The organism is Thermosporothrix hazakensis (assembly GCF_003253565.1).
In the GTDB taxonomy this organism is placed as follows: Bacteria; Chloroflexota; Ktedonobacteria; order Ktedonobacterales; family Ktedonobacteraceae; genus Thermosporothrix; species Thermosporothrix hazakensis.
The window spans coordinates 1-15,959 of the sequence record NZ_QKUF01000035.1; the positions used below are offsets into that span (position 1 = coordinate 1).

Below are 15,959 nucleotides of genomic sequence, written 5' to 3' on the forward strand. Positions count from 1 at the left end.
GCTTTCTTGGCCTGATCGAACAGGTCACGCACGCGACTGGCACCAACACCGACCAGCACTTCAACAAACTCAGAGCCGCTCATGGAGAAGAAGGGCACGCCTGCTTCACCAGCGACAGCACGGGCCAGCAGCGTTTTACCAGTTCCCGGAGGGCCCACCAGCAACACACCACGAGGAATCTTGCCGCCCAGACGCTGGAACTTCTGCGGCGTCTTGAGGAAATCAACAATCTCGACAAGATCGTTTTTCGCTTCGTCAACGCCCGCCACATCCGCGAAGGTGGTGCTCGGACGATCTTCAAGCACCATCTTCGCCTTACTCTTGCCAAAGCTGAAGATGTTTTGCTGACTCTGCGTGGCTCGCCGCATAATCAGGAAGACAAAGCCGAGCAACAGCAACCAGGGCGCGACATTCAGGACAATCCCCCAGAACAGGCTGTTGTCATTGACCGGTTCGGCCCGGAACTGGATATGCTTCTCATTCAGCAGTGGAACAAGCTGTGTGTCGCCATTGGGGAAAAGATTGACGCGGAACTGCTCGGCTTTGGTGGATTGCCCATTGCCAGTCGGAACAGAGACCGCTTTCTTGAAGGTACCGGTCGCCTCCTGTCCTCGGAAAATGACCGATTCAACGTTGCCACTCTCAACCTGTTTATAGAACAGACTGTAGTCAACTTCCGTTGTTTTCCCATCGTTTCCGCCGCTGATGCCGTTGTAGATAAGTTGAATGAGCCACCAGGCCGCGAGCAGCAAAATCACAAAGAGGATAGCCCGCAAGATCAGCGAGCCACCTCCCGGCCCCCCGGAGGAATTGCCGTTGCCACCTCCGCCCCCATTGAGCCGGGGCGCGCCTGGGTCTCTCGGTTCATTGTTGTTGTTCTGATACTTATATATAGCCTGAGCGACCATTAGATCAGACCTGCTTTCTTGTCTGTCAATAATAGGAAAAATCTATATGCAGCATACGGTACTATGAATATTACACGTATGCACAGTATTCGTCCACTCTTTTCTCTACTAATCTCTACGGTTGAAAACCCAAAAACGCTCTCTTTCTTTCAGAAAACAAGAAAAATCCAGTCATCAACCTCCACAATAAGAAGGGCTTTCACGCTCTACTGGCAGATGAAGAGAGGTATCGCTATACATACGAGTCGGCAAGATGAAAGTTTCACTGTAGGGGCCACCGCTCATCACACTCGACACATCTTCTCTCTCTTAGTACAAGTTTGCTTGCCCTTTTATTCCCTGAATATACCTGACCTGTCAATGAACAAAGTGCCTATATTTCCTTCTGGCAAAATGGAAAGAATACCTCACCAAAACTACTTGACAGGACGCAAAGTATGGTATATCCTATAGATACCGACGCGGGGTGGAGCAGTGGTTAGCTCGTTGGGCTCATAACCCAAAGGTCGGAGGTTCGAATCCTCCCCCCGCTACCAAGCCTCCCTTTCAGGGAGCATTTTATTGACGCGGGATAGAGCAGTGGTTAGCTCGTCGGGCTCATAACCCGGAGGTCGCAGGTTCGAATCCTGCTCCCGCTACCACTTCCCTTCTTCCACGACAAAAGGAAGAGCCGTTCTCGAGGAAACAAGCTCAACCTCTTGACAGACTGTGGTAAGATAGGTGATGAAAAAAGATCTGGCGGCTTAGCTCAGGTGGTAGAGCAGGGGACTCATAAGCCCCGTGTCGTAGGTTCGAGTCCTACAGCCGCTACCGTGAGAAGGACCCATAGAACTTGATGGGTCCTTTGTTTTTTTGTCCTCACTCTTTGCTACCAACCTGACCGGACGCAATGCCCCCCGCGTCTCTCCTCCCCGCACAGTTATCCCCTCATCAATCACCTGAATGGTAAGCATCGCACACGAAAATGATGTCCCCACCAATCTGGAAATAGTCGTTAGCACCTTCTCCGCAATACGTCGCTCCACCGGCAAACTCCACGCCATCGCATACAGGTAATCAATATGCACCCCGGCCAGCTTTGAAAGCCGTACCATATTCAATCTGTACCTGTTTAAAAGCTGCACAAACGTCCGCGGCTGCATCTCATTTCGCATCTCAGCATACACAAAAGGTCGTCCACTCATACTATCTTCCTCCTTCATAATAGAAACAACATTATTCCACACCGAGACAACAGGCCCTGCTCAAAAAACAAGTTTGCGGATCGATCCATTTAATTTAGCTACCTGGTTTTACTCCCAGGTATCATATCCATTGTATTTCTATCATAGAATCAAAACCAAGTTTTGTCAAGTAGAAAAAAATGCTACACTCATTTCAAACAAAGCATGAAGGCAGGGGTATGATACGTCTTCGAGTGAAAGAAGTTGCTGAAGAGAAAAAGATCAGCATGACTCGTCTAGCGAAACTCTCAGATGTAGATTACAAGACAGTGAGAAAGTTATTCCGAGATCCCGGAGCGGAAATCGGCCTTAACACCCTTGATAAACTATCATGGGCTTTAGGCGTTGAACCTGCCGAACTCATCGAATACACCCGCACACCACCTTTAATCTGGCAACAACAATCACACACTGAAACACAAGGCCCGGTATCCTCTTGAGCAGTTACCGTAGGTTGTAGAACGTAGCATCGTCCGTATTTCGCACGGAGGCGCGAATAAAATGGATGACATACGCGCTATTCTTGTAAACCTCGTGTCTAATCTTCTCTGGTTGCCAATTGGTGTACTCCTTGCATATCTTGGCTTCTTCTTTCAAGTCCGCCTGCCTCATAGAAGACTCTGGCAATTATATAAGCCATCGCATCTGGTAATCTGTGCAGCCAACTCCACAACAACACGTACTGATGTTTACAACCGTCCAGCAACAGGAATAGGTCAGGTACGGGCAATAGCTCTCGCCCTTCAATCTTTACACAGCGCTTACCATAAACAGCTTGATGTTCGTAATATTCTGCTCTCTACAGAACCACTTCATCAACACATAGAAGAAGATCTCCTTATTCTTGGTGGGCCCAAAAATAACCAGATTGCAGAGAAGCTCTTACATCTCTTAAATGAGGAACAGCCTGCAATGCAGATACAGACCACCATTTACTGGCGAAACAAAACAAATAAGGGGCCAATGGATAGATCAGGGAGCGCTTGAATATGATGGGCACGCAGTCAATCGCAAGGTTATACTGGACTATGGACTTATCATCCGCACTCAGAGTCCATTTACATCTCGCAAACGGACCGTTGTCTTCTTTTCTGGCACTCATACGTATGGAACAGTAGCGGCAGCGAAATTCTTCACAGAATGTCTTCATAAACATATCAGGAAGTTAACAAAGGGCGGGAAAAAGAATTTCGTCTTACTTATTAGCGCTCATATTGTAGAAGGGTATCCAACCAAGCTAAACATAGAAAAGAGCTACACATGGTAAATACAGGGCATCCAATCAAACCCGCACAATCAGATCCACAATCCTACACCATAGAAGAGCTATTCATAGCCTCTAAAACAGGGAACGCTGAAGACTGTGAAGATGCTATTTATCATGGTCCTCACTTCGTTGCCGTTATTGATGGCGCAACAACTAAAACAGAACGCCGCTGGAATGGCCTGACTGGTGGAAGAGCAGGGGCGCTTCTGCTGCAAAAAACATTCGATACCATTCCCCCAGATGCTACAGCATCACAAGCTGTTCATCTTCTAAACACAGCCCTCCAGCGTTATTATGAACAGCAAAATGCCAGCGAGATTGTACAGGCTGATCCTGTCCAAAGAATTACCGCCAGCACTGTTATCCTGAGTTTGTACCGTAAAGAAATCTGGTTTGTTGGCGATTGTCAATGTCTAATCTCCGAGGAACATATTACAAATAACAAGAAAATTGACAGTATCACCGCAAATGCTAGATCACTCTTTTTGGAAGCAGAAATAGCACAAGGAAAAACTATCGAAGACTTACGTTTGCATGATACAGGCAGGGACTTTATCCTTCCTTTGCTCAAGCGACAATTGCTTTTCCAGAATAAACCTTCAACTGGGCAATACTGGTATCCTGCTATTGATGGTTTCTATGTGCCTCCAGAGGGCATTAAAGTTATTCCTATACCCTCTAAGGTGGAAACTGTCATTCTTGCCTCTGATGGATACCCTGTCTTGAAAGAAACTCTTCAAGAGACAGAGCAGGCATTAAAAGAGATTTTGCACGAAGACCCATTGCTTTTCCGCAAATACAAGACAACCAAAGGCCTACAAAAAAGCAACATCTCCTTTGATGATAGAGCTTATATAAAGATTAAGCTGCTTTCGTAACGGCTCTCGTTTCAAGAAGCAGCCCATAGATAGAAAACCTTCAATATTCACACAATCCTTTCCTCGTAGAGAGATATTTCCGCATGGATACATCAATGAGTCTAAACATTTCTCTTTTCCGTAAACACACATATAGAGCATAGTTATATGCCAGTAAGCAGACAGTCAACCGAAACAGGTAGAGCATATTTTATCAAGTATAATACTAATAGAGTATAGTTATACTCCCATTTTTTGCCTTGCCTGCCTACAAAAAAGGAGATCCCGTGATGGAACAACAACGTATTGGTCCCAAGCGACGACTACGCATTTTTGAGCGAGCCATCTGGAATAAATCCAACAGATACATCTGGAGTGGACTTCTTTTCGTTATCCTGGGACTTCTCCTCATAGGAGCGGGAATCGTTTTCAGCGGTGGCGTCTACTACTCTCCGGAAGGGCTTCTCATTGGCATAGGGGCTATCGTCTTTATCGTCGGCATTATCCGCCTGTTGATTGGTATGATTAACCCACCAACGCCGGAAGACTTACCGCCACTGGGTGAAGAGGAGGAGACAACCAGATCAAATGATGAGATATCGCTTGATGACCTGTACAGACACTAAGAGCCAGGAGAGCAAAGGGGCGGCTCGTTACAGGGCCGCCCTTCTTGCTGCTCAGGAAACCGTTTCACGTAGCTCTGTTGAGGGGTTCTTTGCGGCCTCTCGCTTCTTCGCCCCTGGCAGGGTCAGCGCCAGCAGAATCGTCGCGATAGAGAGCCAGAAGGTCAGCCAGTAGGCGTCATTGATTGCCTGCAAGAGATAATGCGGCATATGGGTCCCAAGCACCTTCCCGGTAGCGGCTGCTGTCGCCTTCTCGTGCATTTTCTGCAAGGCCTCCGGTGGAAGATGCGGCATTTTTGCCGTCATTTGCTGAAACAGAAGCGTTGCCTGCTGTACCACCTCTTTTCCAAGCGCGGTCGCGGGATGCTGCATGTCGCTTTTCGCTGCCGACACATATACCTCCGTTTGATGCGTCACGATCGTGCCAAGCACAGCCACACCAAAGGACTGAAAGACATTGCGAAACGACGTAATCAGCGAAGAGGCGCGTGGCAACTGCTGCGGCTGCAAGCCGGTGTACGCCGCGTTGATCGTGGTTTGATGAGCCAATCCAACCGCGATCCCCCGCAACGCAAAGAGGATCATTAAAAACCAGTACGGCGTATCGAGCGCCACATTCGCAATATTCCAGGTATTGATAGCCAGAAGCAGGCTTCCCCCCACAATCAGCCAGCGCGGCCCGATGCGGTTATAGAGCGCTCCAGAGAATGGAGCGACGATGCCTGCCGCCACCGCCAGCGGCAAGAGCAGCAGACCAGCCTGTAAGGGACTGAGTCCACGAAGACTCTGAAGATAGATTGGTAGCAGGAACTCCGAGCCAAAGAGCGCGATCGTGCTGACCCAGCCTACTACGCTGGCCGAACTGAAGGTCCGCTTCCGAAACAGGCGCAGATCAAGCAAAGGCTCGGGGACGCGCAATTCGACCACGATAAAGCAAGCAAACAATACCACGCCCGCCACCAGAGAGATGATAACAGAAAGCGCCGTCCAGCCCTCATGTGACCCCTGCTGGATCGCATAGAGCAACAGGCCAAAGCTCACGCTTGAAAGCACGATCCCCGGGAAATCAAAGCGGGCCAGAGCGCCACGCCGATACTCTTTCAGCCAGAGACTGCCCATCACAATACCGGCAATACAGACCGGCACATTGATATAGAAAATGTAGTGCCAGCTCCAATATTCGACAAAGTAGCCGCCCAGAATCGGGCCAAGCGCCGGAGCCATCACCATCGCAATCCCAAACAGGCCGAAGGCGATCCCACGCTGCTTCTCGGTAAAAGCCCCGGTCAACATCGCCGTCCCTAAAGGAACCAGCGCCCCACCACCAACGCCCTGAATCACGCGAAACACAATCAGCCAGGTCAACGAAGGCGCAAACGAGCAGAGCAATGAGCCTGCCCCAAAGACGCCAAGCGCAAACAGATAGACCCGCTTGACGCCCAGACGCTCGCCTAAAAAGCCAGCCAGCGGCGTCACAACTCCCAGAGCCAGCGAATAGGCCGTAATCACGGCATCAATCTGGTCAACGGCGGCCTTCTGTCCGTTCACGCCGAAAGCTGCCTGTAGTGTAGGAATCGCGACATTAATCGCCGTTGCATCCAGGATCACCATAAAGGTTCCAGCGATCACTGAAACCAGCACACGCCACTTATACCCGGGATCGCCCTGTTCTGCTTCAATCCCGCTCTTTGCAAGATCCATAACAGTTCTCTTCCCTCTCAAAGCTTGTCTATCAAGCGATAAGTTTCAGACATACAAAAAACACTCCATACTGGCAGGCCGACCACTACACGGTGCAGCGTATGCTTATCGATTGATAAGGAACAGACAAAAAAAGAACAGGTCCTACTCTTTGCGCAGATAGGGCGCCTGTTCAAAATCGGGATACGCCAGACCATAGAAGAGCAGCGGAACAACCCGCTCCGCCTCAGCGATATGCTCGGATAGGTACCCCGAACGTGGTGCTGTAGGATGCAAGGAGCCCGATGACTCACGTGGAACGAAGCTTTTCAATACACGCATAAACATTTCGGCTGCCGCCACCGGCTGCAAGCCTCCATGCTCCTGATCACGCAGAATTCCCTGCTGAATCCCGTCCGCAAAAAGAGAAGCAATGGGAGCAATGATACCGTCCTGAAAGAGGTCAAACAGGGTTTTATATGCCTGCTTATCCAGCTCATAGGCAATATCATGGAGCATCATGCTGATATCATGCTGGTTTGTGGTCAACAAGAAGCGCACAACCAGGCGTAAACGATCCTGTACACTCTCCTGACGCTGTACGATCCGTTCAAGGCCAGCACGGGTCCGGGCGAGCTGCTCTTTCACCACCGCGATGTAAAGATCTTGCTTATCGGCAAAATGATGATACAGTGCAGGCTGTGTCAGCCCACAGGTATCAGCGATCTGTCGCGTTGACACGGCACGATAGCCATATTGCATAAAGAGCTGGCTTGCCACCCGAATAATAGAGCGTCGCGTCTCCTCTACTTCTTCTCTGGAGAGAGAACGGCGTCGTTTCTGTGTTCCCATTGTTCCTCAGCGTTCCTCATTCCTTATCAACTGATAAGTACGTATATATCTTACGTTATATGAGCAGAATCTGTCAAGCTCACGGCTGCACAAACTCGCGAAGCAGCAGAGGGAGCGTATCAACCGGGGCAAGTGTGCCCGTATAGAGCAGCGTGGCCCCTTCTTTTGTGCTCTGAACCAGCCGGGCGGCTTTCAAGACTTTGAGGTGACGCGACACCGTCGACTCGGACAATCGCACCCGCTGAGCCAGTTCCTGAAGCGAGCGGGGATGCTGTAGCACCAGTTGATACAAGCGCAGGCGGGTCTCGTCAGCCAGCGCTTTCGTCAGTTGTGTAATTTCGATCGGGATCGTTTCAGGGGCGGGAAGAACCGGAGGCACATTGATATACAGATACAGCTCTTCGCGACTATATGTAGCAATGACATGCGGAGCAGTAAAACTGGAAACAATACAATGAAGGTGTTTGAGTGCATCAAGGGGGAAACGAAACTCACGATACTTCTGGACAACCAGCGTTGCCTGCTCAACAGAGATACGAGCATGGAGCGTCTCCAACCAGTGTGCAGGCTCGGTAGCCTTGAGACGTGCCGCCAGCAATGCCCGCTTGCGTTCGAGCAAGGGACGTCGCCGCTCCCACTCCTCAGTAAATATCGTTTCCTGATATGCGGAGAGCGTCCGTAGCAGGAGCTCCACAAAACGCTGTGGCTGCTTTCTGGCCTCCTGATAGGCATGCACTACTGCCGGGTCAGACGAAAGCCTTCGCTCATCCTCAAGCGGTGCAGTGGACAGACCCATGAAGGCCGTCATCACCACCTGTTCCGGCTCAAGCGCTGCTACCCCCTCGCAAAAGGCCGCAAAGGGGAGATCAGGAGCCCCCACGAGATAGACCAGATCGACAATGGTCAGCCATTGCTCACAGCAGCGCCCGAAACAGGTAATATCCTCGCGCAAGGCCGGTGACAGCCGTTGCACGGTGGCCTCGGCCCATCGTTGATTGGGCAGATGATGTGAGGGATCGGCCAGAACATGGAGACTATGCAACATCTCGCAGACTGGCGCAACCATCAGGCGTACCCGTTCGCGTAGCGACTCTTCCTGCAACTGAAGCGACATAAAGACACTTCCTTCCCCTCTGAAAAATACGCATTGATAAGTGCCAACGCAGTATAAGAGAGTGAAGAAAGCCTTGTCAAGCCAGAAAAAGAGCTCCCCCGGCCAGCGTGCGAGAGGGGATATTTCCTCTCGCATTGTGCCTTACGTCCTCCTCATAAGACACAGTGACACGGGGTGCGACCACCGGGAGCAAGGTGATAAGAGAGAGTGGCGGAGTATCCGCACATGAAAGAGTATAGCTGCTTGCTGTTAACAGAGGTTTATCGTCAGGTTAAAAAAAAGAAAGCTCCCCGGAATCGGGAAGCCTCTTCTCAACTAATGCTGAGGGGGATAGGGAGGAGTGGGAGTATAACTCGGATGCGAGCTGTTCGGTTGAGTGCCAGCCCGATAAAGCTGTAGTTCCTGCTCAATCGGCCATTCAGTAAACGCAAACCAGAGCAACATGATAATATTTGCCAACGGGATAAACGCAATAATCAGAGCTAGAGCGCCACTGAAACCGGCCTTCTCAAATATCTTCCAGAAGCTCACAGTCATCAATATAGCGATCAGCAGCCCGAGAAGCCCCCCCACGATACTGACAATCATCAAAACAGCAAAGATGTCTTTCGTAATCACAAAAAAACTCCTTCTACCAGAGGCTGAGAAGCGTACACGCTTCTCAGATTCTATCCATTCAGCTTTATAAAAGCAACAATACATAATATACAGGACGTTTTCGGGAAAAGACACAGCCTGCTCCCATTTCTGCACAGAGAATGGCAGGAATGTCTATCGGAGATGGCAACAGACCCGTTGACAAGCGCTGAAACAGCACGTAGAATCGAGAGGGTAAAAAGGATTGTGCGTGAAACATGCATAACAGGTTGTACACGATCAGGGGTATTTTCCTCTTAACAAGGCAGTGGATGTAGTTTTTATGGATACCGACAGGAAGCGCGCTGAGGCAGAAGAGCACTATCAACAGGGGATCAATTATAGCAGTGCGGCTGCTTCTGGCGATCAACAGGATAATCTGGAAAAGGCCATTACCAGTTTTCAGGCGGCGCTTGATTTCTATACGCTGGCAGCATATCCTGACCAATGGGCACAGATTCAGTGTCGACTGGGTACCGCCTATCGAATGCAGGAACGGGGAGATCGTTTTACCAATCTCCGCAAATCGATAGCCAGCTTTCAAGCCTCACTCGAAGTGTTCTCCTACGAAACCACTCCGATTGATTGGGCTCAGGCACAATATGGGATCGGCGTTGGCTATGCACAACTGCTCCGGCTCCCCATCCCTCAAGAGCAGCAGCATATCTCTATTCAGAAGGCGCTTTCCTGCCTCCAAGCGGCCCTGAAAGTCTTCACCTATGAGAGCTTTCCCGAGGAATGGGCTAAAACACAGAGCCATCTGGGCAATCTCTACTGTCTTCAGCCCGGGGAAGACCGCTATGAAGCACTGAAACAGGCGATTCGCTGCTATGAAAACGCGATGAAAGTGTATACCCCGGAAACGAACCCTGTCGAGTGGGCCCTGACACAACATCACCTGGGCAATGTCTATGCCTTTCTTCCCGGCGGAGATCGGCAGGAGAACCTTCAGCAGGCGGTATACCACTATCAGGAAGCCCTGAAGGTCAATACGCTCGATGCCGCTCCCCGCAACTGGGCCGACATCATGCACAGCCTGGGGAATGCCTATCGGCTGCTGGTTGGAGACGACCCCAATAGCAACCTGCAAACAGCTATCTCTTGCTACCAGAACGCCCTGCGCGTCTATGCGCCCGAAACAACGCCGCTCGAATGGGCTGCTGTCCAGAATCGGTTAGGCATTGCCTATAACCTTCTGACCGAAGAGAATGAAGAGGAGCGGATGGAAAAAGCACTCGGCTGCTTCTACGAGGCTCTACGCGTCTATACCCGCGAGGAGCACCCGATTGAGTGGGCCAAGACGCAGAACATGCTGGCCCTGACCTATCTTGATATGCCAGATGACAGCAATCAAACAGCGCTCCGAAAGGCAATTGAGTGCTTTCAAGCAACGCTTCAGGTCTATACCCGGCACGATTTTCCGCTTGGTTGGGCCACGGTGCAAAGCAATCTGGGACACGCCTATTTCAATCTCAGTTCAGGAGATATTCAGCAGAATTTGCAAAACGCGATAGCAGCGCTTGAAGCGGCTCTTTCCGTTTACAATCGCAAGGCGTTCCCGTTCGATTGGGCAAGGCTTCAGCACACGCTCGGGAGCGCATACGGCAATCTCACGACCAATGCCCAGCAGAACCTGCACAAGGCAATCGGCTGTTTCCGGGCCGCTCTGCTGGTCTATAACAAAGGCACTACGCCCGAAGAATGGGCGATGACCCAGAGCAGCCTGGGTGACGCCTACAGCAATATCTCTGGCGAGCAACGTCAGGAGATGCTCGAACGTGCCATCGCCTGTTATGAGGCGGCATTACAGATCTATCAGCGTCACGTTTATCCGCTCGAATGGAGCAAAGTACACGGCAAGCTCGGCTATGCCTACTCCGAACTATCCGAGGGAAGACGTCAGCACAACCTGCGCAAAGCGATGGACCATTACAGGCAGGCGCTCAAGGTCGACTTCAGACAGGTTGAGCCCCGGGAATGGGCACTGCTGCTCTTTAATCTAGCGAACGCGTACCGCGAGTACGAAGAGGGAGACCGTCAGGAGAACCTGGAAGCCGCGATCAGACTCTATCAGGCGACCCTCTCGATCTATACCCTAGATACCTCTCCCTTAGAGTGGGCAGCCAGTCAGAATAACTGTGGGAACGCATATCGCGATCTGCACCGTGGCAATCGGCGTCAGAATCTGGAAGCGGCACTTGCCTGCTATGAACACGCATTGGAAGTGTTTCGAGCGCTGCAAATGGATGAGTACGTAGCAGCAATTCAGGAGAACATTTCTTCTGTCTATGAGGCCTTGAAGGATTTCGCCTGACACCGTTTTGCCTGCCGAGAAAATCCAGACGCCACACACACATCTTGACGGTATCACACTTCATGTATATACTCAATCTATGAATAATCATGTATGGAGTAAAGCACAGTAAGGGAGAGCTACCTTGAAGCTTACACGATTGGCAGTAACCCTGCTTGCAACGCTCTGTTTGTTGCTTGCCGCCTGTGGCAACCCAACAGCAGAGAACAAACCGTCCCCTATTTCGCTCAATGTCTTTGCCGCGGCTTCGCTCACCGAAGCATTTACTGAAATCTCCACCAGTTATCAACAGGAACATCCAAATATCCACATTACCTATAACTTCAATGGCTCCCAGATCCTGGTGCAACAGATGCAGAATGGAGCCAACGCCGATCTTTTTGCATCTGCCGATCAACGTAATATGCAAAAGGCCAGCTCGGCGGGTCTGGTGAACAAGCCCGAGGTGTTCGCACGCAACAAGCTGGTTGTGATTCTCCCCGCTGCAAATCCGAGCAATATTCAGACGCTCAAAGATCTTGCTCGGGCCAAAACAAAAATCGTGGTTGCAGCACAGGCGGTTCCGGTTGGAAAATATACATTGCAGGTGCTGGATAAACTGGGGAAATCACCCGACTATGGAACTGGCTATGTGGAGGCAGTGAAGAAGAACATTGTCTCAGAAGAAGAGAACGTGAAAGCAGTGGTGCAGAAGGTTCAGCTCGGCGAGGCTGATGCTGGCTTTGTCTATAGCACCGACGTGACAGCCAATGTGGCCCAGAAACTGCATACGATTGATATTCCAGATAATTTCAATGTTATTGCCGAATACCCGATTGCTGTAACCAAAACGACGCAGCATAGTGCCGAAGCGCAGAGCTTCCTTGACTATATCCTGTCAGACAAGGGGCAGAGCGTTCTGACAAAATATCGTTTCCTGGCCCCAAAGTAAAGCAGAGAGAAAGGAACCAGATGCCGTGGCAAGAGCAAAACCGATCCGCACGATACGTCCATCACTGCTCACAGGTTTTTTGATTGGCGTGCCTGCCATTCTCTTTTTTCTCTTTCTCGGCATCCCACTTGCCTCTTTGCTATTTCAGCAAGCGCCCCAGCGGGTCTGGGAAGAACTGCTCCAACCGGATACCTTGCGGGCGCTACAGCTCAGCCTTGTCACCACAACCATCAGCACCGTGCTAGCAGTCCTGCTTGGTTTACCGATTGCATACCTGCTTGCCCGCACAACCTTTCCGGGCAAACGAGCGCTGGAAACGCTGGTCACTATGCCCACGGTCCTTCCTCCAGTGGTGGCAGGCGTCGCGCTCCTGCTGGCCTTCGGACGTGTTGGCCTGATCGGGCGCTATCTGGCCCTTTTCGGCATCACATTGCCATTCACCACGGTCGCCGTGATACTGGCGCAGTTCTTTATCGCCGCCCCATTCTTTATCAACAGCGCCCGTGCAGGCTTCGCACAACTCGATACCCGCTACGAGCTGGCAGCCTATACCCTTCGCGCGACGCCTCTCTACACCTTTCTGCATGTGACTTTACCGCTTGTGCGCCCCGCGCTTCTCTCCGGTATTGGGTTGGCCTGGGCCCGCTCTCTGGGGGAATTTGGTGCTACGATCACGTTTGCCGGAAACTTCCCCGGCACAACACAGACGCTCCCTATCGCGGTCTATATCTCCTCACAGATCGATCTGGATAAAGCGATTGCGATCGCCGTTGTCCTGCTTGCGGTCTCCTTCGGGTTGCTACTAGCGCTACAGCTAGGACAGCGCAAAAGCTAAATCCGGGAAAATAGTACACAGAGAACACATCATCCCCTTCCCTCTTGCACCAAAACAGGGTAGAGTGAGAGAAGAAGCGCCCGCGCACGGATCGCACTACAGATTGAAGGAGCATATCACATGAAAACCTCGAATTCCGGGAAAACAGCCGCCCTGTATGGTCTGGTGACCGGGGCTATCTCTGGTGTTTTTATTCTCACACTTGCCAGGCTTTGCCCGAATCTCCTCACCGTCGTAGCAGCAACAGGAACACCCTTCCCGGTCACTTATATACCGATACTTACAAGCCTGCTCAATGTGTTATTGATGGGGGGACTCAGCAGCATCGCCTATGGCATAGCGGGCATCCTGGCGACGAAAAAAACCGGCGAGTTGCGAACAGGCATTCAGGCCGGGCTCTGGGCCAGCGTTGCTTTTAGCCTTCTGTATATTCTGAGCTCGCTCTTCTTTCTCTTCCTGATAACCATTCCTTTGCTTATCGGCTTTGCAGGCCGCTCCGCTCAAGGTGCTATCGCGAACTCGATTGTTGCTCTGCTCCTTTCGCTGATCGTCTGGGTCATTGTTGGTCTGGGTCTGGGTGCGGGATTTGGCGCGTTGGGGGGTCTCATCAGCAAGGGGAGACGTCTGCCAGAGCCTGCGCCACCACCACAGGAGCCCTATGCCGAGTACAGCGTGCAAGAGCAGGTTCAGAGAGCGTATCCCAACGAACACTTCTCCTGAATTCTACCAGTGCTACAGAGACCCCACCAATGCCGGAATCACTTCAGTTTTTCAGCTTTGATCCATTGACCGATTGCGGTCAAAAGCTCTGGTGTGGGCTTGTCCCTCCGGCTTAAATGCAGTATGATCTATCTCGAACAAGTCTTTTTGGAGCATGATGACATGGTAGAAGAGAAGAGGGATACCACACCGCTGGTAGTCGGCGTGGACCTCGGAGGAACTCAAATTCGCGCCTCCGTCCTGCAGGGAGCCGAACTGCTCTCACGGGCCAATACGCTTACTGGAGAGAACCCGACACCCGAGCGCGTTCTCCCCCGGCTCTTTGCCACAGTAGAGCAGGCGATAGAGCAGGCGGGTATCTCCCCTGAAGAAATCAGCGGCATCGGTATTGCCTGTCCCGGTCCCTTAAATAACCGAACCGGAGAGATTCTTTCACCACCAAACCTGCCCGGATGGGATCACACACCACTGCGTACCCTGTTTCAGGAGCGCTATCAGATGCCCATCTATGTCGAAAATGATGCCAATGTAGCGGCCCTCGGCGAATATATGTTTGGCGCAGGCCAGGGCTGTAACGAAATGGTCTATCTGACTATCAGCACTGGCATTGGTGGCGGCGTCATAGCAGGCGGACAGATTCTGGAAGGTGTTGCCGGTATGGCCGGTGAACTGGGCCATATCACTATTGATTGGCGCGGACCAATCTGTAATTGCGGCAACATCGGTTGTCTGGAGCGGCTGGCCTCGGGTACCGGTATCGCGCTAGAAGCTCAGGAAGCGATTGCACAGGGCAAGGCTGAGGAACTCCTGGAATACGCCCGACAGACAAACGTTCCTCCCACGCAGATCGATGCCCGGGTCATTGGAGAGGCGGCAAAAGCAGGCATCCCTGTCGCACGTGATATCATAGAAAAAGCCGGAGAAGCGTTGGGCTTTGGTCTGGTCAATATCATTCATATTTTTAATCCCGAAAAAATCATTCTCGGCGGTGGGCTGACACAGATGGGCGACATTCTGTTGCAGCCAGCGTATCGCATCGTTGAGAAACGCACCATGCGCGAGCCACACAACTGCGCAAGCATCGCCTTAGCCCGTCTGGGCGCAAATGTCGGCCTGATCGGTGCAGGTGCCCTGGTCTATCATCTGAACAGGTAATTATTCTCACAGTTTGGGAGGCTTCAACAGGCAATGCCAGCAAAAAAAGAACGTCTTGATGTAGCACTGGTCAGGCGCGGCCTGGTTCCAACTCGCGAGCGTGCCCAGGCCTTAATCATGGCCGGACAGGTTTATGTGGGGGATCGGCAACAGACCAAACCCGGTGTTCAGGTTGCGCTTGACGCCGAATGCCGCATTGCGGAAGTCACCCCCGAACTGAAATATGTCAGTCGGGGCGGGTTAAAGCTGGAAAAGGCGCTCGACACCTTCCATCTTGACCCGTCTGGCAAGGTCGCGCTTGATGTCGGCGCTTCCACCGGCGGCTTCACGCAGGTCTTACTTGAACGCGGAGCCAGCCGGGTCTATGCGGTTGACGTCGGTCATGGTCAGCTTGCCTGGTCGCTTCGGAATGACCCTCGTGTCGTTGTGATGGAGCGCACAAACATCCGGCATCTGACCGAACTTCCCGAAGCAGTGCAGTGCGCCGTAATTGATGTCTCCTTTATCTCGCTCAGGCTGGTTCTTCCCGCCCTTGAGCAGCTTTTAGAGCGTTCTCCTGAGACATGGATTGCCTCACTGGTCAAGCCTCAATTCGAGGCAGGGAAAAAGGAGGCGGACCGAGGAGGCGGCATTATCAGCGATCCAGCCGTACATCAGCGTGTTTTAGCAGAACTTCAGGAATGGATCCCCCAACACACAGCATTTCAAGTAAAGGAGGTAACAGCTTCACCGATTCTCGGTCGTGACGGGAATCGCGAGTTCCTCTTCCATCTCCGCTTTTCCCAATAAAAAAACAGGCATTGTATGTTGTTGTTCGTACCGTAATGAACAGAGTGGTTCTTGA

At 51.6% G+C, this 15,959-nt stretch carries 15 protein-coding genes and 3 tRNA genes; 13 read left to right on the forward strand and 5 right to left on the reverse strand.

What is annotated here, in order from left to right; genetic code table 11:
* The coding region (locus tag EI42_RS34530; protein ID WP_146505437.1) for an ATP-dependent metallopeptidase FtsH/Yme1/Tma family protein at window positions 1–908 on the reverse strand (908 nt) is incomplete at its 3' end.
* Between the two features lie 460 nt (window positions 909–1,368).
* Here EI42_RS34530 and EI42_RS27300 point away from each other — a divergent pair.
* The 7 genes from EI42_RS27300 to EI42_RS27330 all read left to right on the forward strand — a co-directional run bounded on the left by EI42_RS27300 (window position 1,369) and on the right by EI42_RS27330 (window position 4,881).
* Window positions 1,369–1,444 (forward strand) — tRNA-Met (locus EI42_RS27300).
* Window positions 1,445–1,473: 29 nt separating this feature from the next.
* A tRNA-Met gene (locus tag EI42_RS27305) sits at window positions 1,474–1,549 on the forward strand.
* Between the two features lie 96 nt (window positions 1,550–1,645).
* Window positions 1,646–1,718 (forward strand) — tRNA-Met (locus tag EI42_RS27310).
* A 592-nt stretch (window positions 1,719–2,310) separates the two neighbouring features.
* Window positions 2,311–2,571, forward strand: a complete 261-nt coding sequence (locus tag EI42_RS27315; protein ID WP_170142950.1) for a helix-turn-helix domain-containing protein — start codon at window positions 2,311–2,313, stop codon at window positions 2,569–2,571.
* A 61-nt stretch (window positions 2,572–2,632) separates the two neighbouring features.
* Window positions 2,633–3,118 carry a hypothetical protein gene (locus EI42_RS27320; protein ID WP_111325812.1) on the forward strand — a complete coding sequence of 162 codons (486 nt, stop codon included), beginning with the start codon at window positions 2,633–2,635 and terminating at the stop codon, window positions 3,116–3,118.
* A 273-nt stretch (window positions 3,119–3,391) separates the two neighbouring features.
* Entirely contained in the window at window positions 3,392–4,276 is an 885-nt protein-coding gene (locus tag EI42_RS27325; protein ID WP_111325813.1) for a hypothetical protein, read from the forward strand.
* Between the two features lie 269 nt (window positions 4,277–4,545).
* The gene (locus EI42_RS27330; RefSeq protein WP_111325814.1) at window positions 4,546–4,881 is read left to right on the forward strand and encodes a hypothetical protein; all 336 of its coding nucleotides are present in this window, start codon (window positions 4,546–4,548) and stop codon (window positions 4,879–4,881) included.
* A gap of 51 nt (window positions 4,882–4,932) precedes the next feature.
* Here EI42_RS27330 and EI42_RS27335 read toward each other — a convergent pair whose 3' ends face one another.
* The 4 genes from EI42_RS27335 to EI42_RS33530 all read right to left on the reverse strand — a co-directional run bounded on the left by EI42_RS27335 (window position 4,933) and on the right by EI42_RS33530 (window position 9,142).
* Window positions 4,933–6,579 (reverse strand): DHA2 family efflux MFS transporter permease subunit, encoded by a 1,647-nt coding sequence (locus EI42_RS27335; protein ID WP_111325815.1) that lies wholly within the window; start codon window positions 6,577–6,579, stop codon window positions 4,933–4,935.
* Window positions 6,580–6,723: 144 nt separating this feature from the next.
* Window positions 6,724–7,410: a TetR/AcrR family transcriptional regulator gene (locus tag EI42_RS27340; RefSeq protein WP_111325816.1), complete on the reverse strand. Its 687-nt coding sequence runs from the start codon at window positions 7,408–7,410 to the stop codon at window positions 6,724–6,726.
* 79 nt (window positions 7,411–7,489) lie between these two features.
* Complete coding sequence (locus EI42_RS27345) at window positions 7,490–8,524, reverse strand: ArsR/SmtB family transcription factor (RefSeq protein ID WP_170142951.1); 1,035 nt, start codon at window positions 8,522–8,524, stop codon at window positions 7,490–7,492.
* Between the two features lie 315 nt (window positions 8,525–8,839).
* Window positions 8,840–9,142: a hypothetical protein gene (locus tag EI42_RS33530; protein WP_174843907.1), complete on the reverse strand. Its 303-nt coding sequence runs from the start codon at window positions 9,140–9,142 to the stop codon at window positions 8,840–8,842.
* 301 nt (window positions 9,143–9,443) lie between these two features.
* Between EI42_RS33530 and EI42_RS27355 the strand changes: the two genes are divergently transcribed.
* The 6 genes from EI42_RS27355 (at window position 9,444) to EI42_RS27380 (ending at window position 15,904) form a co-directional block, all read left to right on the forward strand.
* Window positions 9,444–11,474, forward strand: a complete 2,031-nt coding sequence (locus EI42_RS27355) for a tetratricopeptide repeat protein (RefSeq protein WP_111325818.1) — start codon at window positions 9,444–9,446, stop codon at window positions 11,472–11,474.
* A gap of 124 nt (window positions 11,475–11,598) precedes the next feature.
* Entirely contained in the window at window positions 11,599–12,405 is an 807-nt protein-coding gene (gene modA / locus EI42_RS27360; RefSeq protein WP_111325819.1) for a molybdate ABC transporter substrate-binding protein, read from the forward strand.
* Between the two features lie 25 nt (window positions 12,406–12,430).
* Window positions 12,431–13,240, forward strand: a complete 810-nt coding sequence (locus EI42_RS27365; RefSeq protein WP_111325820.1) for an ABC transporter permease — start codon at window positions 12,431–12,433, stop codon at window positions 13,238–13,240.
* Between the two features lie 120 nt (window positions 13,241–13,360).
* On the forward strand, window positions 13,361–13,960 hold the full coding sequence (locus tag EI42_RS27370) for a hypothetical protein (protein ID WP_111325821.1): 600 nt from the start codon (window positions 13,361–13,363) through the stop codon (window positions 13,958–13,960).
* 162 nt (window positions 13,961–14,122) lie between these two features.
* Window positions 14,123–15,115: an ROK family protein gene (locus EI42_RS27375; protein WP_170142952.1), complete on the forward strand. Its 993-nt coding sequence runs from the start codon at window positions 14,123–14,125 to the stop codon at window positions 15,113–15,115.
* Window positions 15,116–15,148: 33 nt separating this feature from the next.
* The gene (locus EI42_RS27380; protein WP_111325823.1) at window positions 15,149–15,904 is read left to right on the forward strand and encodes a TlyA family RNA methyltransferase; all 756 of its coding nucleotides are present in this window, start codon (window positions 15,149–15,151) and stop codon (window positions 15,902–15,904) included.
* Window positions 15,905–15,959: the final 55 nt, after the last annotated feature.